We start from the raw sequence: 18,224 nt of genomic DNA on the forward strand, positions 1-18,224 counted from the left end.
CACAGATTTTCTCCGACAACAAGAGCAAGGATCTATACGATCTGAGAATTCAGTTAGGTCTTCGCTGCAACATGCATTGCCGTTATTGCGCGCAGTCGGATCGAGCTTTAGAGAAGGCGTGCTGGGGGCCCAAGGACGTACCCGCGTTCATCGCAAAACTCAAGGCCGGAAATGTCAATGTGACCGGCGTCATCGAAATCTGGGGTGGAGAGCCTTTTGTTTATTGGCGGACTATTAAAAATCTTGTTCCTCAGTTGCGCGAAATGTATCCCAACGTCCGGCTTGCCATGATCACAAATGGGACGCTGCTTTCCGTGGAGAAGATTTCGTTTTGTGAAAAGTACAAAATCGATCTGACGTTCAGCCATGACGGTCAGGGCTATAAGCTGAGGGGAAAGGATCCCCTGGATGACCCCAAGATGGTCGATCTTTGGCGCCTTGCCTTCTCGAAACTTCGCTGCAATATTAATTGCGTTTTATCCCCGGCAAACACAGATATAGAGCAGATCATTGAATACATTCATTCCCGCCTGGGTATGGTGCCTATCAATTTCGAAGGCATCATGACCCATGTAGGAGTGACAGATAAAGAATTGATGTTCTCAGACAAGCAGTTGCTCACGCTCCAAAAAAACATTTTTACAGCAATGACATCCGGACCGTGGGCTAAATTTCCGGCTCTGGAGCAGCAGTGCCGCAGCCTCATCCAGATGCTGGTGAACCGAAAGAGACTGAACCCGCGAGCAGTTAAGTGCTGCATGCATTCTCCGGATAATGCTGCAGTCAATCTGAACGGAGACGTACTTTCTTGCCACGATCATTGCACTCCGGACAAATTTGTCGGGAGGATAGAGGACTTGGAGGGCGTGGATATCTCTCGCTGTTTTAAACCGTGGAGCGAGAGGCCAGAGTGTCGCAGATGCCTTGTGCTGTCCATGTGCCGCGGCGCCTGCCCGCAGATTGAGGGTCTGGCAAGGACGCTCACATGCAAAAACGAGTTTGCATACAAGTTTGCCGTCTTCCAGGCTGTTTTCTGGCTACTGTTCGGCATGACGCTGGAGTCGTATGCCCCGGTGGAGGGCTGACCATGTGCACGACTCAGTCAAGATTTTTAGACAAGACGGCCGCCCGAGTTGGCGGCTTTTTTAATACCCCTACTTTGCTCAAAGGTGCGTTCCCGATAGGAGTAGCTGGGATGGATTTTGCAGGACTGCCGCTAAGCAGCTGGATTCAGCTGCTGACTCTGATCTATACAGCGCTCCTCATTCTCGGAGCGATCCCGAAAGCGATAGCTGGCATCCAGGCGCTGAAGGATCGGTTTAGATCCAAGGGGAAGGAAGAAGAATAAAAGCAAACCCGGCGGGAGCTGGAACTCCGGCCGGGCACTAAATACACGACATAGATGGGTGGCATCTATATGGAAGATGATACCAAAGAAAGATTAGACAGACTAGAGGCTTTTATGGATGAGCAAAGGTTGGAAAAAGTTCAGCAAGCCGCCATTGATAACTACAAAAAAGAGCGTTTCCATTATTGGAAAGAGAGAGTCTTAGTCGCTTGCGCTCTTATCGGAGGTGTTCTCGGCGTAATCGGGTTCGTCCGATCACTGTGAGGACTCAGGGAGCTTTTCTCATGAATCGCTATCAAATAGCAGCCATGACCGTATCAGCCGCCACGTTGGTAGGGATCGCCGGGTACGAAGGCTATTCCTCGGTGGCTTATGTTCCGGTAAAGGGCGATGCCCCGACTATCGGATGGGGTACGACAACGGGAGTGAAGAAAGGCGATACTATCGAGCCGACACAGGCGCTCCAGAGACTGTACCGGGATACCGAGATGGCGAAGGCCGGAATAAGTAACTGCATCAAAGTCCCGATAAGCCAAGGGGAACTAGATGCGTATCTGTCGCTTTCTTACAACATCGGGGCCGGGGCGTTTTGCAAGTCGACGCTTGTGAAGAGGTTGAACAAAGGCGACTATGTCGTGGCGTGCGGCGAAATCAAGCGCTGGTGCTACTTCAAGGGCAAAAAAGTACCCGGGTTAGTCGAGAGAAGAGAGAAGGAATACCGGACGTGCTTGAGGGGGCAGCCATGACAAAACTAACGCTACTGAAGATTCTTTCCTTCATTGCCTACATAGTTGCGCTCTTCGCCGCCGGCTACCAGTACGGGCACCAGAAGACAGCCGCGGCCTACGAGGCACAGATCGCCAAAGACAAGGCGGCTCAGGCCGAGTCCGCTCAGGCGCTAGAGTCACAATATCGGGAGAAAGAAAATGAGAGTGCAAAGAGAGTCGACGCGGCTCTGGCTGCGAGAGACAAAGCCCTGGCTGATGCTAGTCGTGTGCGGGCTGATGCTGAGCGGGTGCGCCTCCAGTCCGACAGTCTCAGCAAGCGTCTGTCCAGAGCCTCCGAAGCCCACGCCGCTGCCGCAGACGGTCACTCAGAGCGACTCGGAAAGTGCGAGAGCTTACTCTCAGAAAGTTCAGACCTTCTCGGCGAAAGTGTCGAGCTGGCAGGCGAAGGTGCGAGCTTATCTGTCAGAGTAGCCGCCGATAAGGACGCCGTGGTCAATTCAATTCAACCGATCAATTGAATTCGCCGCGCTTGCCAATTTGATGAATTGAATCGAGTTGAATTGACTACATGGGGACAGTTTGTCCCCACGTATACCTCTATTCTTTAACGCTCAAATCGAGCGACCCGCCCAATTTTTTCAAAGCTTCCTCAACCGTATCAATACTGGCGCTGTCCCTCGTAAGGTCGACAAGCCTGCTTGCTTCTGAGTGTGAGACGCCGAGTTTTTTTGCTACATCAGAGATCTTCAGTCCTTTGCTTTTCATGAAGTTCCAAAACAGCATTTTCGCCTGAACTCTCGCCGGAACAGCGATCCCAACCTCTCCTTTCCTTAAGCGGCTCGGAAGAGGAAACGGAAGCTGCTTTTTCCGATAGAAGATGACCAATGTTCCAGGAAGCATCTGGCTGGCAAGATCCAGAACTTCTTTCTCCGTATCGGCGTCATAAACGCACTCCGGGATGTCCCGGCAGGTTACTTCAAACTTCCCGTCCTTCGGCGTTACCTTTATGCCGTAGCGCATTTAAAATCCTCCTTGAGGTGAGGGTGTGGATGCCTCCCCGACCGAACGGGGGGGGCTTTTAATCACCGAAGCTTTTTAGCTGTGCGGGGCTTCGTTTCTCGCGTGACCTTCTTTAGTTTCAATCGGGCTTTGACGAACCATAGGTTGAGCACTAAATCGAAGGTTTTTTCGGTTTTTATTTCCACATATCTCACCTCCTTTCTGACTATTATGATACACTAACTGTATCATTATGTCAAGAAGGATGTGGGTCATTTCAGTTTATTGCCACAAATGAAGCCACAAACAAAGAGGCTTCTGCCAAATAAAGGCCTATAAATACGGGCTGTTCGAATCCCACCACCGACCAAATCCAGGAAAGGAGGCGACGTAAGTTGCCTCCTTTTTCTTTCTGCAGGCTGGGCTGATGTCGGCCGGAAGGGGGCCTGCTGAACGCGCGTGAATATCAGCAGCCGCCTGTCGCGGGGGCGTTCGGCGTGCGGTGCGGGGCCTCCGTGCCACCTGCCCGGCGCTCCGCGCCTCATCAGTCAGTCTCAAATTCAGGTGAACGGATTCCGGGAACAGGCGGCGCCTGCAGGACGCACGGCCCGGGACCGCCTTCTTCGCATTTCCTCACGGCCTTAAGTGAAGCCCGGTTCAATCCGTTTTCTTATTCGGCCGGTTTCCAGGCGAGCGAGAGCGCAGGCCTGCGCCTCAGGGGCGGCTTTCTCCATAGGACCGGAGTGGGGGAAAGACGAAAAAAAGATGCACCGGCCAAAAATATCCGACTCAATCACTCAAGTATTTAAAAAAAAGAGTAAGCTTCCCCGAAGCGGTGCGCAGCTGATGCGGAAATCATTCGGCAGGTTCGGCGGCCCCGCACCCGGTTTGCTTTTCACGCAGGACATCTAACATGCAGGAAGAAAATAAAGACAAGACTCCGACCGCCGGCCAGGGCCGGCCGGCCTCCCTGGGCAGATCCCAGACCCGGACCATCATTTTGTGGTTCGCGGCGCTCATTGCCGGCGGTTTTCTCGGCTGGCTTCAAATCGACTGGCTTAATGAACTCTTCGGCTTTATCGCCACGGTCTTCACGCGGCTGTTCAAGTTCATCGCCGTGCCGGTGATCGCGCTTGCCGTCATCACCACGCTCTCGCAGCTCGGGGCGAAGAAGGAAACGCGGACGATTTTCGGGCATGCGGTCTTCTACACGCTCGCCACGACTTTTGCGGCCGCTTTCGTTGCTCTGGGGCTCTACATTGCCATCGCCCCGGGCAACATTCCGGTCTCGATCGCATCGGCCGGGGCCTCTCAGGTGCCGCAGAACCTTGAGAAGCTCTCCTACTACGATCATTTCCTGTCCGTGATCCCGGACAACATTCTGCATCCCTTCCTCGCGGGCAACGTCCTGTCTGTCCTGTTCATTGCCGTGGCCGTCGGCCTGGCTCTCGCTTTCATGCCGAAGACCGAGCCCCGCGCGGCCCTGCTCAAGGTGATTTTCGGGCTTCAGGAGCTTTTGTTCACTCTGATCCGGGCGCTGCTTGCCGTGCTGCCCCTGGGCATCCTGGCGTTTGCGGCCCAGCTTTCGGCCCAGATCGAGGCGGGCGTGATCGTGGGGGCTCTCGGCAAGTACGTGGCCGTGGTGCTGGGCGGCAACCTCCTGCAGTACTTTGTGGTGTTGCCGGTGTTCCTGCTGCTGCGGGGGCTCAGCCCGGTCCGCATCTACCGCGGCATGGCTCCCGCCATGGCTGTGGCCCTCTTTTCCAAGAGCTCGGCGGGCACGCTGCCCGTGACGCTTGCCTCAGCGGAAAACAACCTGCACCTCGACAAGCGCGTGACCCGCTTCGTGCTGCCGATCTGCACCACGATCAACATGAACGGCTGCGCGGCCTTTATTCTCGTCACTTCGCTCTTTCTCATGCAGAACGCCGGGATTCCGATTACGGGCGGCACGATGCTGGTCTGGACGGTAATCGCCGTGATTGCGGCTGTTGGAAACGCCGGGGTGCCGATGGGCTGCTACTTCCTCACCCTCTCGCTCATGGCCTCGCTCAACGTCCCGATTGACCTGATGGGCGTGATCCTGCCGATCTATGCGATCATCGACATGATTGAAACCACCGTGAACGTCACGAGCGACTCCTGCGTCGCGGCCATGACGGACCACGATCTGAAGGGGCGCCTTCCCGCGGAGGGCGGCGCGGCCTGAGATCCAGGGGAGCGCGTGTTCCCGGGCTGCCGCAAGGAAGCGAAAACCCCGGCTCCGCATCGGCGAAGCCGGGGTTTGATGAATTTAAGGCCGGAGAAGGAGGGCGAAAGCCCTCCGCGCTTGCGGGCGGCGTCTTTTTCTTTAGCGCTCCTGCGGCTCCTTTTCGAGCATCGAAAGGATGTCCCGGGCGCGTTGGGCCGCCCCGCTGCGGCCGAGAACCCGGGCGCTGTAGAGCTCGATCAGCTCCTGCAGCAGCTTTTTTTCATCATCCGAGGAGAAGGCTTCCTCAAGCGCGATCACTCTTCTGCCCTCGGCCTGAAGCGCGGCGTCCAGATAGCAGAACCCGGAGGGGAGCACCCGGTCGGGGGTCTCCACGATAATGGTTCTCACCTGCTTGTTTTTCAGCAGCTTCAGCAGCCCCCGGCGGCGGTCGTTGGTCACGCTCGCGATCTCGCTCGCCTTGTCGATCACACTCCAGCCCATGCTCGCCGCATAGACCTCAAGGCGCCTCATCTGGCGCTCGAGCCGGTCTTTTTCGGCAACGGTGGAAACGCGTGCGTAAAGGCCGACCCCGCCGGCGGCCGGAACGTCATCGACCACAATGGTTCCCGAGGGCAGCTGGCAGGCGGGCACGGGCAGCTTCCCGTTTTTCCACAGCCTCCATGCCGTCTGATAGCAGATGCCTCTTTGGCGGGCCCAAACCGATAGCTTCATGTCTTGAAGAGTGAACGACCCTGTGTCAGCACAGGAGGGTTTGTAAGAACATCACAGTGGCGAAGTATATACTTTCCCGCCTGTTTCGTGAGGCCGCCGCCCTGATTCCCGGCCTCTTCCCGCCCCGGCCGAAGGCTGTCGATCCCTGAAGCCGCTATCATTAGCGGCATCGGTTCGGGGCCGCGGGCCCCGTCCTGGGCGGCGCCGCCTGAGCTGCGCCGCCGGAGATAGACGGAAAACGCCCATGCATATACTTATTTCCAATGACGACGGATACTCCGCGCGAGGCATCCAGGCGCTCGCTGCGGCGATGGGCGCCTTCGGCGAAGTGACGGTCTGCGCTCCGGAGCACAACCAGTCCGGCGCGAGCAACTCGCTCACGCTGCAGATGCCCCTGCGGGCGACCGAGGTTGCGCACAACGTCTTCGCCGTGAGCGGCACGCCCTCGGACTGCGTTCACCTTGCCTTCACCGGACTGCTGCGTTCGAAGCCCGACCTCGTGGTCTCGGGCATCAACTCAGGGGCCAACATGGGCGATGACACCATGTACTCCGGCACCGTGGCGGCAGCCGTCGAAGGCTTTCAGTTCGGGGTCGACGCCATCGCCTTCTCTCAAATTGACCGCGGATGGATGGAGCTCGAGTCGGCCGCCCGGGTGGCCTCCGACATCGTCAGGCAGTTCCTTGAAAGGAAAAGCTCCGGAGAACCGGTGCTGCTGAACGTGAACATCCCCAATATGCCCTACAGCGTGCTCTCCGGAGTGCAGGTGACGAGGCTGGGCCGCCGCCACAGCGCGGGCGGCGTCTTCGAGGAAATCGACCCCCGGGGCGAGAAGGTATACTGGCTCGGTCGCGCGGGAGATCCGAAGGATCAGGGGCCGGGAACGGATTTTTATGCAACCGCGCATGGATTTGTATCCGTGTCGCCTTTGCAAATAGACTTAACGCAGTACAGCCAGCTCTCGCCAGCAGCGACCTGGTTTGACGAGGCCCTTCCCGGCAGGGAAGGCGCCTGAAGGGATTCAATGAGGAGTCAGCAGCATGTCTCATGCATCAAAGCTTTTAATCGCGTCTTCGGTCTGCGCGGCGCTTCTGTCAGCCTGCTCGTCGGTGAGCCTCGCGCCGGTGGATGAAAAGAGCAGCACCTCTTCCACGCCCCCGGCCCGGACCGCCCCGGTTCCCGCGGCGCCGGCCGCCCCGGCCGAACCGGTGGCGCAGGCCGTGCCCCTGGGCGGCTCCCCGGCCGCAGCGCCGGTTCGGCCCGCTGCGAAACCGGCTACCGGAACCTACGTCGTCCAGCGCGGCGACACGCTCTATCGCATCGCGAAGAACCACGGCGTGAGCGTCCACGCCCTGATGAGCGAGAACGGCATCACCGACCCGACCAAGCTCGAGACGGGCCGCACTCTCAAGATCCCGGGCGGCGCCTCCGCGGTCCACAGCGCGGCAGCTCCGGGCGCCGCAGCCGCTGCGCCCGCGCCCAAGGCCGCTCAGAGCGCGCCGGCCGCCTCCGCTGAAGCCCAGACGGCTGTCAAGACCGTCCCGGGGACCGGAGAGGCCCTGCAGTGGCCGGTGAAGGGTGAAGTGACGAAAGGATTCAGCGCCGCCACCCGCGGCATAGACATCAAGGCCGCCCGCGGAACCCCCGTGAAGGCGGCGGCAAACGGCGAGGTGCTGCTGATTTCCAACGCCTTCAAGGGCTACGGGACCATCGTGATCCTGCGCCACGGGGACGGGAATTTCGTGACCACCTACGGCCAGCTCCAGAGCGTTGCCGTGAAGAAGGGCGAACGCGTGAAGGCCGGGCAGAAGATCGCCACGGTGGGGGGGCTGAACGCCTCCAGCCCGGTGCTGCATTTCGAGGTGCGCATCGCCGGCAAGCCGGTCGATCCCCGCGAATATCTGCGCTGAGAACGGGGCGGCCGCATCCGCACCGCTGCGCAGGAGTGCGCCCGGGGCCGACAGGTTCCCGGGCTTTCATCTTTAAAAAGAAAGAAGCCGGGCCTCATCGGCGGCCGGCTCCGGAGGTGACCCGCAATGGGCCGTTCCTATCACAGCAAAAAAAAGCAGAAGACCCCTGACAGGTTTGAAATAGAAATCGAGAGCCTCGACCAGAACGGCCGCGGCGTCGGGCACCGCGAGGGCAAGGCCGTGTTCGTCGAGGGCGCGCTGCCCCGCGAGCGGGTGATATACGAGCGGGTTCGCAACAAAGCCTCTTTCGAAGACGGGTGGATTGTGAGGCTGCTGCGGGAGGGGCCGCTGCGCCTGAAGCCGAGGTGCCCGCATTTCGGCCTTGAGCCGGGCTGCTGCGGGGGCTGCGCCATGCAGCACCTCGATCCGGCCGCGCAGGTGGCGATGAAGCAGCGGGTGCTGATCGACGCGCTCTGGCACATCGGGAAGCTGCGCCCGGAGCTGATCCTGCCGCCGATATACGGGCCCTACTGGGGCTACCGCCACCGGGCGCGGCTTTCGGTGCGGGACGTGGCGAAAAAAGGCGGGGTGCTTGTGGGCTTTCACGAGCGCTCGTCGAGCTTCGTGGCGCAGATGCACTGCTGCCCGATCCTGCCGCGGCATGTCTCGGAAATGATCGACCCGCTGCGCGGCCTGGTGGAGTCCCTGAAGATCAGGCAGCGGCTGCCTCAGATCGAGGTCGCCGTGGACGGCAGGGGCCGTACGGCACTTGTTTTCCGGCATCTCGTTCCGGTTGAAAAGGACGATCTCGACAAACTGCTCGCCTTTGGGCGGGAGCACGGGGCCGACATCTGGCTGCAGCCCGCGGGACCGGATTCCGCCGCTCCGGTGGACCCGGCGCTGCGCGACGCGCTGCGGCTCACGCTGCCGGAGTTCGGGGTGGAAATCCCCTTCCGTCCGACTGACTTCACGCAGGTGAACCACGACCTCAACCGGGTGATGGTGAGCCGGGCGGTGAGGATGCTTGGGCTGGAGCCCGGGATGCACGCGGTGGACTTCTTCTGCGGGCTCGGGAACTTTACGCTGCCGCTTGCCCGCAGGTGCGCCCGCGTGACGGGGCTGGAGGGCAGCGACGCGCTGGTCGCCCGCGCCCGGGCCGGGGCGACCGCCAACGGTCTGTCGGACAAGACGGATTTTGTCGCGAGAAACCTCTTCACCTGGTCGCAGAAGGACTGGGACGAGCTCTGGGAGCGCTCTTCAGGGATCGACCGGGTGTTGCTCGATCCGCCGCGCGAGGGCGCACAGGCCGTAGCCCAGGTCCTTGCGGCCGCCGAGCGCCGGCCAGGCCGCGTCGTGTACGTTTCCTGCAACCCGGCCACGCTCGCCCGGGACTGCGCGATCCTGATGCACCAGGGGGGCTGGCGGCTTGCCGCCGCGGGCATCATGAACATGTTCCCGCACACCGGGCACGTCGAGTCGATCGCGCTGCTCCTGCCGGGGCCGAAGCCGGTGCAGGGCGAGGGCGAAAAGAAGGCTGAAAAGGAAGGTGCCAGTCCCGCGGCATGTTAAAATAAATCCCTTTAGATTTAGGGCCGTCCGGGGCTGCACGCCCGGGGCGGCGTCAGAGGCTGCGGCGAGGCCGCTTCCGGCCCCCAAGGCCGGCGCCCGCGCCCTGCCTGTTTTTTCTTTTTACTGGAAACAAAATGGCTATTCAGCGTACCCTTTCCATCGTCAAGCCCGATGCCGTCCGCAAGAACGTGATCGGCAAGATCTACACCCGTTTCGAAGACGCCGGCCTCAAGATTGTCGCCGCCCAGATGCGCCAGCTCTCCAAGGCCGAAGCCGAAGGCTTCTACGAAGTGCACAAGGATCGTCCCTTCTTCAAGGACCTCGTGGCCTTCATGACCTCCGGCCCCGTCATGATCCAGGTGCTCGAGGGCGAGAACGCCATTCTGAAGAACCGTGAGCTCATGGGTGCCACCGATCCGAAGAAGGCTGCCCCCGGCACGATCCGCCACGACTTCGCCGAGTCCATCGACGCGAACGCAGTGCACGGTTCCGACGCCCCCGAAACGGCCGCCCGCGAGATCGCGTATTTCTTCCCGACGCTCGCGATTCACTCCCGTTAATTTCTGAAGCGTTCCCGCCGGCGGCGGGGCCCGGAATCCTTTTGGAGGAGAAGGGCCTTCCCGCCGGCGCGTTTCTCTTTTTCAGGAGGCCGACTGCCAATGGCTGCCGAGCGAATCAATCTTCTCGACTTCGACCGCGAGGGACTCACCAGATGGTGCGACGGGCTGGGCGAGAAACCCTTCCGGGCCGTGCAGCTCACAAGATGGATCCACCGCAATCTGGAGAGCGACTTCAGCCGGATGACGAATCTCGCGAAGAGCTTCCGCGCAAAGCTCGAGGAGCTCGCGGAGGTGCGCCCTCCGGAGCCGATTCGCGAGCAGATCTCCTCGGACGGCACCCGCAAGTGGGCTTTTGACGTCGGCAGCGGCAACGCCGTCGAGGCGGTCTACATCCCAGAGGATGACCGCGGTACGCTCTGCATCTCGACGCAGGCGGGCTGCGCGATGGGCTGCCTGTTCTGCTCGACGGGCAAGCAGGGCTTCGCCCGCAACCTGAAGACCTCCGAAATCGTGGGCCAGCTCTTCTGGGCCGAGCGCGAGCTGCGCCGCGAGGCGGGCACGGACAATCCCAACGACCGCATGATCAGCAATGTGGTGCTGATGGGGATGGGCGAGCCGCTGCAGAACCTCGAGGCCGTGGTGCCCGCGGTGCGCCTGTTTATGGACGACCACGCCTACGGCATCTCGAGGCGCCGCGTGACGATTTCGACCTGCGGGCTCGTCAACCAGATGGACAAGCTCGCGCAGCTCGCCCCGGTGGCCCTTGCTGTGTCGCTGCACGCGCCGACCAACGAACTGCGCGACAAGCTGATGCCGATCAACCGCAAGCATCCGCTCGAGGACCTGATGGCCGCCTGCAGGCGCTACCTGAAGTACGCTCCCCGCGACTACGTGACGTTCGAGTACCTGATGCTCAGCGGCGTGAACGACTCGCTCGAGCAGGCCGACCAGCTCGTGAACCTGGTGCGGCGCGTGCCCTGCAAGGTGAACCTGATACCGTTCAATCCCTTCCCGGGCTCGGGGCTTGCCAAGACCGACCGGGAGCGGGTGCTCGCCTTCGAGCGCAGGATGAACGACGCGGGCATCGTGACGACGATCCGCAAAACCCGCGGCGACGACATCGACGCCGCCTGCGGGCAGCTCGCGGGTCAGGTGAAGGACCGGACCAACCGGGCGGTGCGGCTGATCCGGCAGAGAAAGGAAGCCGCGTCGATTCTGAATGCGGCCGGAAAGGAAAATGACTGAGAACAACGCCCAGGTGGCAGTGAAGGATGAAGCCCCGGCTGCGGGCTTCGGGAAAATGCTGCGGCAGATCCGCGAAAACGCGGGCCTGTCGCTTGACGACTTGGTGAGCCGCACGAAGATCAGCCGCAATCAGCTCGAGGCGCTTGAGGCTGAGACAATGCGCCTGCTGCCCGAGCCGGTCTACGTGCGCGCATTTATCCGGGACATCTGCCGGGTGACCGAGACCGATCCGAAGCCGGTGATCGAGGCCTACATGAAGGCCTATGCCCCGGTCTCTTCCTCGGGGACGCCGGCGGACCTCGTGCGCAGCAGTCCGGTGCCCGAGCACGGGCTGCGCAAGGACGTGGAGTTCCATGCGAGCGCGCGCAAGCGCGGACTGAGGGTCCTGATCGCCTTCGCGGTGGTCGTGGTGCTCGCGCTGCTCGCCTGGGCAGGCTGGGGGCACGATCTGGTCGAGAAGTTCGGCGGCAGCGACATCGAAGCGGTGCAGGTCACGCAAAACGAGGGCTCCAACATCGCGGCCTTGCAACGTCCGAGGTCTCCCTCGAACGCGCTTCCTGCCTCGGCCCCCGCCTCCGCGCTGGCCGATCAGGCCGCGGAAGCAGCCAGGGAAAGCCAGGGCGCGGCTTCCGAGACCGCCCAGTCTCCCGCCGCTCAGTCCCCCGCCGCAGATGAAAAGGCCGCAGCCCAGAGCGGCGCCACCCCGGGGCAGGGCGTGGTGCAGATCCGCACGATCGGCGCGAGCTGGGTGAAGCTGGTCGATGCCGACGGCCGCGTGCTTGTGCAGGCGGAGATGAAGGCGGGCGAGGAGCGCAGCTTCACCGGCCGGCTCCCGATCCGCGCGACGGTGGGCAACACCGGCAGCTGCGCGGTGTCGCTCAACGGCGAGCCGGTGGACCTCTCGGCCTACTCAAAGGGCAGCGTCGCCCGCTTCGTGATGAACTGACGGATCCGCTTAAGATGACCGCTGAAGTGATTGTGAAGCCTCCCCGCAGGCACACCCCCCGGGTTCACGTGAGGTGGCAGGACGCTGATGTCGTGATGGGCGGAGGAGCCCCGGTGGTGGTGCAGTCGATGACCAACACCCCGACCGACGACGTCGAGGCGACTGCGAAGCAGGCCGCGGAGCTCGCCCGCGCGGGCTCCGAGCTCGTGCGCATCACGGTGAACACGCCGCAGGCCGCGCGCGCAGTGTCCGAGATCCGCGACAGGCTCGACGGGCAGGGCATCCACACTCCCCTCGTGGGAGATTTCCACTACAACGGCCACAAACTGCTCGCCGACTATCCGGAGTGCGCCCGCGCTCTGTCGAAGTACCGCATCAATCCGGGCAACGTGGGCCGCGGCGCCTCGCGCGACCTGCATTTCTGCCGCATGGTTGAAATCGCCTGCCGGGAGGACCGCCCGGTCCGCATCGGCGTGAACTGGGGCTCGCTGGACCAGGAGCTGCTCGCCCGGATGATGGACGAGAACGCGTCGAAGGGGTCCCCGCTCGGGCCAGAGGCAGTGCTGCGCCGGGCGCTGATCGAAAGCGCCCTGGAGTCGGCCCGCAGGGCCCGCGAGGTGGGGCTGGGGGCTGACCGCATCGTGCTGTCGGTGAAGGTCTCGGGCGTGCCCGACCTGGTGGAGATCTACCGCGAGCTCGCGGCGCGCTGCAGCTATTGCCTGCACCTGGGGCTTACGGAAGCGGGCATGGGCGTAAAGGGGATCGTTTCCTCGAGCGCCGCGCTTGCGATCCTGCTCGAGCGCGGCATCGGCGACACCATCCGGGTCTCGCTCACCCCGCGCCCCGGCGAGCCGAGAACCGAGGAAGTGCTGGTCGCCCAGCAGATCCTCCAGTCGCTTGAGCTTCGCTCGTTCATGCCCGAGGTGACCTCGTGCCCGGGCTGCGGGCGCACCTCGAGCGACCTCTTCCAGCGGCTTGCCAAAAGCGCCGGCGAATACATCCTCGAGCGCATGCCGGCGTGGCGCGCGAGCTGCCCCGGCGTTGAGCGCATGAGGGTGGCCGTGATGGGCTGCGTGGTCAACGGCCCGGGCGAGTCCGCCCACGCAGACGTGGGGCTGTCGCTGCCCGGCGCGGGCGAGGCGCCGGTCGCGCCCGTCTTCATCAACGGCGAGCGCAGGACCTCGCTCAAGGGCGAGGACCTGGCCGGCCAGTTCAACCGGATTCTGGAAGAATACGTGCAGAGCACTTACGGCGCCGCCGCGCAGCAGCCGAAGCAGGGAAACAATCAAAAGGAAAACTGAGACTATGGCGTCCAAAGCAAAAATCAAGGCTGTCACGGGCATGAACGACATGCTGCCGGGCGACAGCGCGATCTGGACTTTCTTCGAGGACACGGTCCGCGACGTGGCGACATCCTACGGGTACCGCCCGATGCGCACGCCGGTGCTCGAGCCGACAGCGCTTTTCACGCACGGCATCGGCGAGGCGACCGACGTGGTGGAAAAGGAGATGTATTCGTTCGAGGACTCGCTCAACGGCGAGAAGCTCTCGCTGCGGCCCGAGAACACGGCCGGCATCGTGAGGGCCGCGATCGAGCACAATCTTCTCTACGACGCCCCGCGCCGCGTCTGGTACTTCGGCCCGATGTTCCGCCACGAGCGCCCGCAGCGCGGCCGCTACCGCCAGTTCTACCAGTTCGGCTGCGAGGCGCTCGGGTTCGCCGGGCCTGACGTTGACGCCGAGCTCATCCTCATGACCTCGAGGCTCTGGAAAGAGCTCGGGATCCGCGAGGTGAAGCTCGAGCTCAACACGCTGGGCGAGCCGGCCGAGCGGGCTGCGCACCGCGAGGCGCTCATCAAATACTTCGAGGCTCATCTCGACGCCCTCAACGAGACCGCGCGTCACCGCCTTTATCTCAACCCGCTGCGCATCCTCGACACGAAGGATCCCGACATGCAGCAGCTCGTGGAGGCCGCGCCCCGGCTGATAGACTATCTGGGAGAGGGCTCCCGGGCCTTCCTCGCCTCGCTCGAGCGGCAGCTCGAGCGCGCCGGCGTGGATTACGTGATCAATCCGCGGCTTGTGCGCGGGCTTGACTACTACAGTCACACGGTGTTCGAGTGGACCACCGACCGGCTGGGCTCCCAGGCGACGATCTGCGGAGGCGGGCGCTATGACGGGCTCATGGAGATCCTGGGCGGGAAGCCCGCGCCCTGCGTCGGCTTCGCGATGGGCGCCGAGCGCGTGCTCGAGCTGATGAAGGAGTTCGGCGTGCATCCGACCGAGCCCGACTGCACGGTCTACGTCGTGCACTGCGGCGAGGGCACGCTCGACCCGGCCGTCGAGGTCGCCGAGGAGCTGCGCGATCTGGGCGTCGCCACGATTGTGCACGGCGGCGAGGCGAGCATGAAGAGCCAAATGAAGAAGGCTGACGCCTCGGGGGCGCTGTTTGCGCTCATCGTGGGCGAGAGCGAGGCCGCCGCGGGCCAGGTTTCCATCAAGCCGCTGCGCGAGCTGCCCGAGAAGACCGCGTTCTCCGGTCAGAAGACCGTGCCGGCGGAAGAGGCGGCCCGTATGATTTTTGACGAGATTCTCGTCATCGACACCAAGGATCTTTGATATGGCTTATAACCTTGAGGAACAGGAGTCCATCGACAACCTGAAGGGCTGGTGGGAAAAGTGGGGCACCCCGGTGATGGTGGTCATCATCGTTGTGTGCCTTGGATTCGCCGGCTTCAACGGCTGGCGGTGGTACAAGCACCGCCAGACGGCGAAGGCCTCGGCCGCCTACTCGCAGCTCCAGCAGGCGATTCTCACGCACAACGACAAGAACATTAAGTCGCTCTCCGAGGGCCTGATGGATCAGTACGGCTCGACCGTGTTCGGCCCGCTCGCCGCCTTTGCGGCGGCGCGCTCCGCGATGGACTCCGGCGACGAGAAGGCAGCCGAGGAGAAGCTGCGCTGGGTGGTCGAAAAATCCGGCCGCGAAGAGTTCGAGGCCGTGGCCCGGGTGAGGCTCGCGGGGCTGCTGCTCGATGAAAAGAAGGCCGACGAGGCGCTCAAGCTCCTGCAGGCCTTCAAGCCGAAGTCCGATGCCGAGAAATCGATCGTGAACGACCGGCTGGGAGACGTCTATCAGACGCTTGGACGCACGGAAGACGCGAAGAAGGCCTGGACGGAGGCCCTCGCCGCCACCCAGAAGGGAGAGCCCTTCGAGCAGTTCCTGCAGATGAAGCTCGAGTCGCTGCCCGACGCGGATGAGGCCGTGCCGGCCGGCGCCCCGGCAGCCGCCTCCTCCTCTGCGGCGGCTTCCTCTGCGGCCTCGTCGCCCGCTGCTGCGGCCGCGAAGTGACGGCCGCGCGCCCGCCGCTCTGCCTTCAGGCGGCGGGCCGGAAGATGCGAAAAGAACAACAGTTATCTGGAAAGGGATGATGCCGATGAATAAAAAAATCGCCTCCGCGTTCGCCGCTGCGCTGGCCTCGGCGCTGCTGCTCGGCGGCTGCTCTTCGCTCTTCAGGTCGGGGACTCCGCACGATCCGGCCGATCTCGTGAGCCTGAAGGGCTCGGCTCAGACTGCCGCGGTATGGAGCGTGCGGGTCGGGAAGTCCGAAAACAGCTTCCTCACGCCTGCGGTCACCTCCAACGCCATCTATGCGGCCGGCTCCGACAGCCTCAGCCGCATCGATCCGTCCAGCGGCAGCTTGGTCTGGAGCGCGCGGGTGAAGTCCGAGGTCACCTCCGGGGTGGGCTCGGACGGCTACTACGCCGCCCTGGGGACGGCCGACGGCCAGGTCGTGGTCTTTTCGGCCGAGGGGCGGGAGCTTTGGCGCAAGAAGCTTTCGGCGGAAATGGACATGCCGCCGCTGGTCGGCCGCGACCTTGTGATCGTGCACACCTCGGACACGCGCATCACGGCTTTCCGGGCCAAGAGCGGCGAGCAGGTCTGGCGCTACCAGGGGCAGGTGCCGATCCTGTCGGTGCGGGCTCCCCGCCAGATGATCTTCTTTGCCGACGGGCTGCTGGTGGGCAATGCCGGGGGCAAACTGATCGGCGTGTCGATGACGGGCAAGCCCGCGCTTGAGGCGGCCATCTCCCAGCCCTCGGGCATCACCGAGGTCGAGAGGCTCAACGACGTCGTGGGCGCCCCGCTTGTCACAGGCGGGCTGCTGTGCGCCGCCACCTATCAGGGGCGGCTCACCTGCATGAGCAGCCGCAACGGCGTGACGCGCTGGTCGGTCAAGGTCGATGCCGTGACCGGTCCCACGGCCGATGCGCGCGCGGTCTATGTCGTGGACTCGAAGGGAGTCATCCACGCCTATTCGAAGGACAGCGGCGCCGAAATCTGGAAGAACGCGACGATGACCTATCGCGCCAACAGCTCGCCCGTGCCGCTCGGCCGCTACCTCGCCTGCGGGGATTTCGAAGGCTACGTGCATCTGCTCGACCCCCTCACCGGAGCGGAGCAGGGCCGCGGCCGGCTCTCCGGGGCAGTGGTCACCAATCCGGTGGCCATGGGCGACGGGGCTGTCTTCCAGACCAACAAGGGCGAAGTGGCGCTCGTCAGGGCCCGCTGATCCCGCAACGATCACTGATTATTTAGGAGCCGCACGCTTATGCTGCCGGTCATAGCTCTCGTCGGGCGCCCGAACGTGGGGAAAAGCACGCTCTACAACCGCCTGACACGAACCCGCGACGCGATCGTCGCTGATTTCGCCGGCCTCACCCGCGACCGCCACTACGGCACCGGGAAGGTGGGGCCCGTGCCTTACCTGGTGGTGGACACCGGCGGCTTTGAGCCGGTGAGGCCGGAGGGCATCGTCAGGCACATGGCCTCGCAGGCCGAGCTCGCGATCGAGGAGGCCGACGCGGTCATTTTCGTGACCGACGCCCGCACGGGCCTCGCGCCCCAGGATCACCGGATTGCGCAGACGCTGCGCGAGTCAGGCAGGCGGGTCTACCTCGCGGTGAACAAGGCCGAGGGGCTGCCCGCGTCAGCGGCGGCCGAGTTCTATGAGCTGGGCATAGGCGAGCCCTACCTCATCTCCGCCGCCCACGGCCAGGGCATCGGCTCGCTGATGGACGATGTGCTCGCCAGGTTTGCGCCGCAGCCCGGGGAGCAGCCGCAGGGCGCCGGGCAGCCTGAGCCGCAGGAAGAAGGTCCCAGGCGCGTGCGGGTCGCCATCGCAGGGCGTCCGAACGTCGGCAAGTCCACCCTTGTGAACGCGCTGCTGGGCGAGGAGCGCGTCGTCGCCTATGACATGCCCGGCACCACGCGCGATGCGATCGACGTCGACTTCGACTACGACGGCCGGGCCTACACGCTCGTCGACACGGCGGGCCTGCGCAAAAAGGGCCGGGTCTTCGAGGCGATAGAGAAGTTTTCGGTCGTGAAGACGCTGCAGGCCATCGCCGACTCGAACGTCGTCGTGCTCGTGATCGACGCCCAGTCGGGCGTGGCCGAGCACGATGCGCACATCGCCGCCTACGCGCTCGAATCGGGCCGTGCGCTCGTGGTCGCGATCAACAAGTGGGACGGGCTCGACCGCTACCAGCGCGAGCAGCTGGACCTTCAGCTTGAGCTCAAACTGAAGTTTCTGCACTGGGCTCGCTTCGTGCACATCTCGGCGCTCAAGCACAATGGGCTCAATCACCTGATGCAGGCCGTGCACGAGGCCTGGGAGGCTTCCCAGGCGAAGCTCTCGACGCCGAAGCTCACCCGCAGCCTCATCGAGGCGGTGGCGAGGCAGCAGCCCCCGCGCGTCGGGCGCGTCAGGCCGAAGATGCGCTATGCGCATCAGGGCGGCTCCAATCCCCCGGTGATCGTGATCCACGGCAATTCCCTGCAGGCGGTGGGCGACAGCTACAGGCGTTATCTTGAAAGCTGGTTCCGGGATCAGTTTGGTCTGGCGGGCACGCCCCTGCGGATCGAGTTCCGCGTGAACCGCAATCCATATGTTCAGGGCGACGGCAGCGCAGGCCGCAGGAAAGGCTGAGGC

Annotated in this window: 19 protein-coding genes; 17 read left to right on the forward strand and 2 right to left on the reverse strand. The window is 63.1% G+C overall.

Going from position 1 to position 18,224, the window contains the following annotated elements:
* The 5 genes from MAF45_RS10180 to MAF45_RS10200 all read left to right on the forward strand — a co-directional run.
* Window positions 1-1,085 (forward strand): radical SAM/SPASM domain-containing protein (locus tag MAF45_RS10180; RefSeq protein WP_237980353.1); only part of this gene is annotated, 1,085 nt, incomplete at its 5' end.
* Window positions 1,086-1,087: 2 nt separating this feature from the next.
* Window positions 1,088-1,348, forward strand: coding sequence for a hypothetical protein (locus MAF45_RS10185; protein WP_237980355.1), 261 nt, complete (start codon window positions 1,088-1,090; stop codon window positions 1,346-1,348).
* 54 nt (window positions 1,349-1,402) lie between these two features.
* On the forward strand, window positions 1,403-1,612 hold the full coding sequence (locus tag MAF45_RS10190; protein ID WP_237980357.1) for a hypothetical protein: 210 nt from the start codon (window positions 1,403-1,405) through the stop codon (window positions 1,610-1,612).
* A 20-nt stretch (window positions 1,613-1,632) separates the two neighbouring features.
* Complete coding sequence (locus MAF45_RS10195) at window positions 1,633-2,094, forward strand: lysozyme (protein ID WP_237980359.1); 462 nt, start codon at window positions 1,633-1,635, stop codon at window positions 2,092-2,094.
* Entirely contained in the window at window positions 2,091-2,594 is a 504-nt protein-coding gene (locus MAF45_RS10200) for a DUF2514 family protein (protein WP_237980361.1), read from the forward strand. Before MAF45_RS10195 ends, MAF45_RS10200 begins: the two co-directional genes overlap by 4 nt.
* A 79-nt stretch (window positions 2,595-2,673) precedes the next feature.
* Here the strand turns inward: MAF45_RS10200 and MAF45_RS10205 are convergent, their stop codons facing one another.
* The gene (locus MAF45_RS10205; RefSeq protein WP_237980363.1) at window positions 2,674-3,096 is read right to left on the reverse strand and encodes a helix-turn-helix domain-containing protein; all 423 of its coding nucleotides are present in this window, start codon (window positions 3,094-3,096) and stop codon (window positions 2,674-2,676) included.
* An 892-nt stretch (window positions 3,097-3,988) separates the two neighbouring features.
* Here MAF45_RS10205 and MAF45_RS10210 point away from each other — a divergent pair.
* Window positions 3,989-5,284, forward strand: a complete 1,296-nt coding sequence (locus MAF45_RS10210) for a dicarboxylate/amino acid:cation symporter (RefSeq protein WP_237980365.1) — start codon at window positions 3,989-3,991, stop codon at window positions 5,282-5,284.
* Between the two features lie 141 nt (window positions 5,285-5,425).
* Here the strand turns inward: MAF45_RS10210 and MAF45_RS10215 are convergent, their stop codons facing one another.
* Window positions 5,426-5,998, reverse strand: a complete 573-nt coding sequence (locus MAF45_RS10215; RefSeq protein WP_237980367.1) for a recombinase family protein — start codon at window positions 5,996-5,998, stop codon at window positions 5,426-5,428.
* 244 nt (window positions 5,999-6,242) lie between these two features.
* Between MAF45_RS10215 and surE the strand changes: the two genes are divergently transcribed.
* From surE to der, 11 genes are all read left to right on the forward strand, one after another.
* Window positions 6,243-7,013, forward strand: coding sequence for a 5'/3'-nucleotidase SurE (gene surE, locus MAF45_RS10220; RefSeq protein WP_237980369.1), 771 nt, complete (start codon window positions 6,243-6,245; stop codon window positions 7,011-7,013).
* A gap of 25 nt (window positions 7,014-7,038) precedes the next feature.
* On the forward strand, window positions 7,039-7,908 hold the full coding sequence (locus MAF45_RS10225; RefSeq protein ID WP_237980371.1) for a M23 family metallopeptidase: 870 nt from the start codon (window positions 7,039-7,041) through the stop codon (window positions 7,906-7,908).
* 126 nt (window positions 7,909-8,034) lie between these two features.
* Window positions 8,035-9,477, forward strand: coding sequence for a 23S rRNA (uracil(1939)-C(5))-methyltransferase RlmD (gene rlmD, locus MAF45_RS10230; protein WP_237980373.1), 1,443 nt, complete (start codon window positions 8,035-8,037; stop codon window positions 9,475-9,477).
* A gap of 134 nt (window positions 9,478-9,611) precedes the next feature.
* A complete protein-coding gene (gene ndk / locus MAF45_RS10235; protein ID WP_237980375.1) occupies window positions 9,612-10,037 on the forward strand; it encodes a nucleoside-diphosphate kinase in 426 nt (141 codons plus the stop codon).
* Window positions 10,038-10,136: 99 nt separating this feature from the next.
* A complete protein-coding gene (gene rlmN, locus MAF45_RS10240; protein WP_237980377.1) occupies window positions 10,137-11,282 on the forward strand; it encodes a dual-specificity RNA methyltransferase RlmN in 1,146 nt (381 codons plus the stop codon).
* The gene (locus MAF45_RS10245; protein WP_237980379.1) at window positions 11,275-12,228 is read left to right on the forward strand and encodes a helix-turn-helix domain-containing protein; all 954 of its coding nucleotides are present in this window, start codon (window positions 11,275-11,277) and stop codon (window positions 12,226-12,228) included. Before rlmN ends, MAF45_RS10245 begins: the two co-directional genes overlap by 8 nt.
* Window positions 12,229-12,242: 14 nt before the next feature.
* The gene (ispG, locus tag MAF45_RS10250; protein WP_237980381.1) at window positions 12,243-13,529 is read left to right on the forward strand and encodes a flavodoxin-dependent (E)-4-hydroxy-3-methylbut-2-enyl-diphosphate synthase; all 1,287 of its coding nucleotides are present in this window, start codon (window positions 12,243-12,245) and stop codon (window positions 13,527-13,529) included.
* A gap of 4 nt (window positions 13,530-13,533) precedes the next feature.
* Window positions 13,534-14,847 (forward strand): histidine--tRNA ligase, encoded by a 1,314-nt coding sequence (gene hisS / locus MAF45_RS10255; protein WP_237980383.1) that lies wholly within the window; start codon window positions 13,534-13,536, stop codon window positions 14,845-14,847.
* Between the two features lies 1 nt (window position 14,848).
* The gene (locus MAF45_RS10260) at window positions 14,849-15,580 is read left to right on the forward strand and encodes a YfgM family protein (protein WP_237980385.1); all 732 of its coding nucleotides are present in this window, start codon (window positions 14,849-14,851) and stop codon (window positions 15,578-15,580) included.
* An 85-nt stretch (window positions 15,581-15,665) separates the two neighbouring features.
* Complete coding sequence (gene bamB / locus MAF45_RS10265) at window positions 15,666-16,802, forward strand: outer membrane protein assembly factor BamB (RefSeq protein WP_237980387.1); 1,137 nt, start codon at window positions 15,666-15,668, stop codon at window positions 16,800-16,802.
* Window positions 16,803-16,841: 39 nt separating this feature from the next.
* On the forward strand, window positions 16,842-18,221 hold the full coding sequence (der, locus tag MAF45_RS10270; RefSeq protein WP_237980389.1) for a ribosome biogenesis GTPase Der: 1,380 nt from the start codon (window positions 16,842-16,844) through the stop codon (window positions 18,219-18,221).
* Window positions 18,222-18,224: the final 3 nt, after the last annotated feature.

It is taken from the genome of Mesosutterella porci, assembly GCF_022134585.1.
Lineage (GTDB): Bacteria > Pseudomonadota > Gammaproteobacteria > Burkholderiales > Burkholderiaceae_F > Mesosutterella > Mesosutterella porci.

What these genes read in the sequence shown, in the direction of transcription:
- der (WP_237980389.1), top strand. Translation starts at nt 16,842, where the DNA reads ATGCTGCCGGTCATAGCTCTCGTCGGGCGCCCGAACGTGGGGAAAAGC.
- rlmD (WP_237980373.1), top strand. Translation starts at nt 8,035, where the DNA reads ATGGGCCGTTCCTATCACAGCAAAAAAAAGCAGAAGACCCCTGACAGG.
- rlmN (WP_237980377.1), top strand. Translation starts at nt 10,137, where the DNA reads ATGGCTGCCGAGCGAATCAATCTTCTCGACTTCGACCGCGAGGGACTC.
- MAF45_RS10200 (WP_237980361.1), top strand. Translation starts at nt 2,091, where the DNA reads ATGACAAAACTAACGCTACTGAAGATTCTTTCCTTCATTGCCTACATA.
- MAF45_RS10215 (WP_237980367.1), bottom strand. Translation starts at nt 5,998, where the DNA reads ATGAAGCTATCGGTTTGGGCCCGCCAAAGAGGCATCTGCTATCAGACG.
- MAF45_RS10260 (WP_237980385.1), top strand. Translation starts at nt 14,849, where the DNA reads ATGGCTTATAACCTTGAGGAACAGGAGTCCATCGACAACCTGAAGGGC.
- hisS (WP_237980383.1), top strand. Translation starts at nt 13,534, where the DNA reads ATGGCGTCCAAAGCAAAAATCAAGGCTGTCACGGGCATGAACGACATG.
- ispG (WP_237980381.1), top strand. Translation starts at nt 12,243, where the DNA reads ATGACCGCTGAAGTGATTGTGAAGCCTCCCCGCAGGCACACCCCCCGG.
- MAF45_RS10210 (WP_237980365.1), top strand. Translation starts at nt 3,989, where the DNA reads ATGCAGGAAGAAAATAAAGACAAGACTCCGACCGCCGGCCAGGGCCGG.
- surE (WP_237980369.1), top strand. Translation starts at nt 6,243, where the DNA reads ATGCATATACTTATTTCCAATGACGACGGATACTCCGCGCGAGGCATC.
- ndk (WP_237980375.1), top strand. Translation starts at nt 9,612, where the DNA reads ATGGCTATTCAGCGTACCCTTTCCATCGTCAAGCCCGATGCCGTCCGC.
- MAF45_RS10225 (WP_237980371.1), top strand. Translation starts at nt 7,039, where the DNA reads ATGTCTCATGCATCAAAGCTTTTAATCGCGTCTTCGGTCTGCGCGGCG.
- MAF45_RS10195 (WP_237980359.1), top strand. Translation starts at nt 1,633, where the DNA reads ATGAATCGCTATCAAATAGCAGCCATGACCGTATCAGCCGCCACGTTG.
- MAF45_RS10190 (WP_237980357.1), top strand. Translation starts at nt 1,403, where the DNA reads ATGGGTGGCATCTATATGGAAGATGATACCAAAGAAAGATTAGACAGA.
- bamB (WP_237980387.1), top strand. Translation starts at nt 15,666, where the DNA reads ATGAATAAAAAAATCGCCTCCGCGTTCGCCGCTGCGCTGGCCTCGGCG.
- MAF45_RS10205 (WP_237980363.1), bottom strand. Translation starts at nt 3,096, where the DNA reads ATGCGCTACGGCATAAAGGTAACGCCGAAGGACGGGAAGTTTGAAGTA.
- MAF45_RS10185 (WP_237980355.1), top strand. Translation starts at nt 1,088, where the DNA reads ATGTGCACGACTCAGTCAAGATTTTTAGACAAGACGGCCGCCCGAGTT.
- MAF45_RS10245 (WP_237980379.1), top strand. Translation starts at nt 11,275, where the DNA reads ATGACTGAGAACAACGCCCAGGTGGCAGTGAAGGATGAAGCCCCGGCT.